The following is a 4,705-nucleotide window of genomic DNA, read 5'->3' as shown; positions in this document are numbered from 1 at the left end:
TGTAACTTCTCCAAGTACGACTTTTAACAAAACTGCACAATGGGACTCATTTACAACAGACACTTGCAATAATCTTGGAAGTAAAATGGCAGTCAATCCATTAAAAGGAAATACTAGTAGCACAAGTACTGATTTCAGAATTTATCCAAACCCATCAAACGGAGAATTTAATATCAGCTTTGATAATTCAAAAGGAAATTTCTCTATTGAAATATACTCGCTAATTGGTCAAAAAGTTTACGAAAAAGAAAACACAACAAACAAAACAATTTCAGTCCCCAACCTACAAAAAGGAATATACCTAGTCCGAATCACGAAAGATTCAAACTCAACAATAAAGAAAATAGAAATTAACTAAATTATAAAGCGTCCCGATTGTTGGGACGCTTTTTTTTTAACTCTTAATTGATTAAATTTGCAGCCAAAACAACACTAACTTCGCTACTATAATGATTCATTTCTTTGAAAACCAAAGCAAGACTATTTTTGCTGTTCAAACGCAAAACGAAATTTCGGCTCAAGACATTTCAAAACTCAACTGGCTTTTTGCCGATGCCAATAAAATAGAAAAATCCGTATTGTCGGATTTTTTTATTGGACCTCGTGCCACTATGATTACGCCTTGGAGCACCAATGCAGTCGAAATTACCCAAAATATGGGAATTTCAGGAATCATTCGAATCGAAGAATTTTATAAAGTTTCTGATGATTTTACTGATTTCGACCCAATGCTTTCGCAAAAATATTCCGAATTAAACCAGGAAATTTTTACTATAAATATCAAGCCTGAACCTATTTTAAATATTGATGATATTGCTGCTTACAACAAATCCGAAGGTTTATCATTGAGTTCCGAGGAAGTGGAATATTTGGATAATTTATCAACTAAATTAGGTAGAAAACTAACGGATTCAGAAATTTTTGCTTTCTCACAAGCCAATTCAGAGCATTGTCGCCACAAGATTTTCAATGGAACTTTCGTTATTGATGGCTTAGAAAAAGAAACTTCTCTTTTCAAATTAATTAAAAAGACATCCCAGGAAAACCCTAACGATATTGTTTCGGCTTACAAAGACAATGTAGCTTTTGTAAAAGGGCCAAGAGTACAACAATTTGCTCCTAAAACTGCCGATAAACCTGATTTTTACGAAATAAAAGAATTCGATTCGGTTATTTCCTTAAAAGCAGAAACCCATAATTTCCCAACCACCGTGGAACCTTTCAATGGAGCCGCAACCGGTTCTGGAGGAGAAATTCGGGATCGTTTGGCTGGTGGCCAAGGTTCGTTGCCAATGGCAGGAACGGCTGTTTATATGACTTCGTATTCTCGATTGGAAGAAAATCGTCCTTGGGAAGATGCAGTTGCAGAAAGAAAATGGTTGTATCAAACGCCAATGGATATTTTGATAAAAGCATCGAACGGAGCATCGGATTTTGGAAATAAATTTGGACAACCTTTAATTACAGGTTCGGTTTTGACTTTCGAACACGAAGAAGGAAATCGCAAGTTGGGTTATGACAAAGTAATTATGCAAGCGGGCGGAATTGGTTATGGAAAACTAGATCAAGCCATCAAACACAAACCACAAGAAGGCGATAAAATCGTTATTCTTGGTGGTGAAAATTATAGAATTGGAATGGGTGGAGCTGCGGTTTCCTCAGCAGATACCGGAGCGATGAGTTCTGGAATCGAGTTGAATGCCGTACAACGTTCGAACCCTGAAATGCAAAAACGTGCTGCCAATGCCATTCGTGGTTTGGTAGAAAGCGACCATAATCCAATCGTATCTATTCACGATCACGGAGCTGGAGGACACTTAAACTGTCTTTCGGAATTGGTGGAAGAAACAGGTGGATTGATTGATTTAGATAAATTGCCTGTGGGCGATCCTACTCTTTCGTCCAAAGAAATTATCGGCAACGAATCCCAAGAAAGAATGGGATTGGTTATTGGTAAAAAAGACATCGACATTTTACAACGAATTGCTGATAGAGAGCGTTCTCCTATGTATCAAGTGGGTGACGTTACGACCGATCACCGTTTTACTTTCGAATCTAAAACTACAGGTTTAAAACCTATGGATTATGCTTTGGAAGATTTCTTCGGAAGTTCACCAAAAACTGTAATGACAGATAAAACCATCAATTACAACTATCCAGCATTAGAATATAACGTAAAAAATATTTCTACTTATTTAGAACAAGTATTGCAATTAGAAGCAGTTGCCTGTAAAGACTGGTTGACCAACAAAGTCGATCGTTGCGTGGGTGGAAAAGTAGCCAAACAACAATGTGCCGGACCATTGCAATTACCTTTGAACAATTGCGGTGTGGTTGCCTTGGATTATTTAGGAAAAGAAGGAATTGCCACTTCCATTGGGCACTCTCCTATTGCTTCCTTAATTGATCCAGTGGCAGGAACAAGAACGGCTATTGCAGAATCTTTATCGAATATCGTTTGGGCTCCAATTAAAGACGGAATGAAAGGGATTTCATTGTCTGCCAACTGGATGTGGGCTTGTAAAAACGAAGGAGAAGATGCTCGTTTGTACGCTGCTGTTGAAGCTTGTTCTGAATTTGCTATCGAATTGGGTATTAATATTCCAACAGGAAAAGATTCACTTTCGATGAAACAAAAATATCCAAACGACGAAGTAATTGCGCCGGGAACGGTAATTATTTCGGCTGGTGGAAATTGTACAGATATTCGAAAAGTAGTCGAGCCTATTTTACAAAAAGATGGAGGTTCAATTTATTACATTAATTTATCAGATGACGATTTTAAATTGGGAGGTTCTTCATTTGCTCAAATTCTTAACAAAATTGGAACTGAAGCACCAACTATTAAGGACACTGACTTTTTTGCAACTGCTTTTGATGCTATTCAATTATCTATTATTGAGAATAAAATTCAGGCGGGACACGATATCGGAAGTGGTGGTTTGATTACTACTTTACTGGAAATGTGTTTTGCTGATAACAACCTTGGAGCCGATTTTGATCTTTCGGGTTTAAATGAAAATGATATTATAAAAATCCTTTTTGCTGAAAATATTGGTATTGTGTTTCAAGCTGACGCTTCTATAGAGAATACACTTAGAGATCATTATATCAACTTTCACAAAATTGGAAAAGTAACCGAAAGTAATTGTTTAAATATCAAAAATGGTGATACTAATCTATCTTTAGACATTGCGAAATATAGAGACATCTGGTTTAAAACTTCTTTCTTGTTAGACCAAAAACAAGCTAAAAATGGAACGGCTCAAGCGCGTTTCGACAATTATAAAAACCAAGCATTAAACTATACTTTCCCTGCTCATTTTACAGGAAAAGCACCAGTTATCGATAATTCAAAACCTCGTCCGAAAGCAGCTATCATCCGTGAAAAAGGAAGTAATTCGGAACGTGAAATGGCTAATGCGATGTACTTAGCAGGTTTTGACGTGAAAGACGTTCACATGACCGATTTGATTTCGGGACGTGAAAATCTGGAAGACATCCAATTCATTGGAGCGGTTGGTGGATTCTCGAATTCCGATGTTTTGGGTTCAGCCAAAGGTTGGGCTGGAGCATTTTTATACAATGAAAAAGCCAAAACCGCATTGGACAATTTCTTCAAAAGAGAAGATACTTTGTCGGTTGGAATTTGCAACGGTTGCCAATTGTTTATGGAATTGGAAAAAGTAAATCCAGAACACGAAGTTCATGGAAAAATGCTTCATAATAATAGCCACAAACACGAAAGTATTTTTACATCGGTAACAATTCAAGAAAACAATTCGGTGATGCTTTCATCGCTAGCAGGAAGCACTTTGGGAGTTTGGGTTTCACACGGAGAAGGAAAATTCAACTTACCTGAACGGGAAGAAAACTATAACATCGTAGGTAAATACGGTTACGAAAGTTATCCAGCAAATCCGAATGGTTCTGACTTTAATACTGCAATGCTTTGCGATACTACTGGTCGTCACTTGGTTATGATGCCACACATTGAGCGTTCTACTTTTCAATGGAACTGGGCGTATTATCCAAAAGATAAAAACGACGAAGTGTCTCCTTGGCACGAAGCTTTTGTGAATGCGAGGAAGTGGATTGAAAAAATCTAAACATAAAAAAACAAAAACTCATTCCTTAAACCGAATGAGTTTTTTGCTTTTACAAATATCCAAATAATAAATATCTTCTATTTTTTTATATATTCGTGATTCAAAAAACTATTTATGAAAATTGTTACTTTACTATTTATTACTCTAATTTTTTCGGCAACAAATTCTATTGCTCAAATTAAAATCACTAAAATTACTTCCAAAAATCAAGACTATTCCATTACCACTACTATTGATTATCCAATAACCGGATCATATCAATTTGAAAATATTTCAGAACCAATTGTGATTTTAAATCCTGATGGAACAGGAATTTTTCAGTCTAAAGATCTATCAAAAAAAGCAATTACCTGGGGTTTAGAATGTACTGAAAATGGAGTTCTTAAATTTGAAGAAGGTTTTGATAGTGCAGCCTATACACTTTGGTATAAATTCAATGACAATACAATTAATTCAGAATTAGATGAAATGAATGATTGGAAAAAGGTCGAATTTTCAATTCATTTCAACACGAAGAAAATGTATATTATGGGCGAAAGAGTTAAAGTCTATGTAGATTAAATTAATAACATTTATTCCAAAAATAAAAGCCACTT

General features: G+C 35.8%; 3 protein-coding genes. All 3 read left to right on the top strand.

The window, feature by feature from the left end:
• On the top strand, nt 1-358 hold a 358-nt coding region (locus PHC28_RS15810), incomplete at its 5' end, for a T9SS type A sorting domain-containing protein (protein ID WP_300102873.1).
• A 91-nt stretch (nt 359-449) separates the two neighbouring features.
• On the top strand, nt 450-4,109 hold the full coding sequence (gene purL, locus PHC28_RS15805) for a phosphoribosylformylglycinamidine synthase (protein ID WP_300102870.1): 3,660 nt from the start codon (nt 450-452) through the stop codon (nt 4,107-4,109).
• Between the two features lie 114 nt (nt 4,110-4,223).
• Nucleotides 4,224-4,670 (top strand): hypothetical protein, encoded by a 447-nt coding sequence (locus tag PHC28_RS15800; protein ID WP_300102867.1) that lies wholly within the window; start codon nt 4,224-4,226, stop codon nt 4,668-4,670.
• Nucleotides 4,671-4,705: the final 35 nt, after the last annotated feature.

The sequence above is a fragment of the Flavobacterium sp. genome, from assembly GCF_028712645.1.
GTDB lineage: Bacteria > Bacteroidota > Bacteroidia > Flavobacteriales > Flavobacteriaceae > Flavobacterium.
This window is presented reverse-complemented; position numbering and strand designations above follow the sequence as displayed.

Bases quoted from the DNA above. Each gene is read 5' to 3' on its own strand.
- PHC28_RS15800 (WP_300102867.1), top strand. From the start codon at position 4,224: ATGAAAATTGTTACTTTACTATTTATTACTCTAATTTTTTCGGCAACA.
- purL (WP_300102870.1), top strand. From the start codon at position 450: ATGATTCATTTCTTTGAAAACCAAAGCAAGACTATTTTTGCTGTTCAA.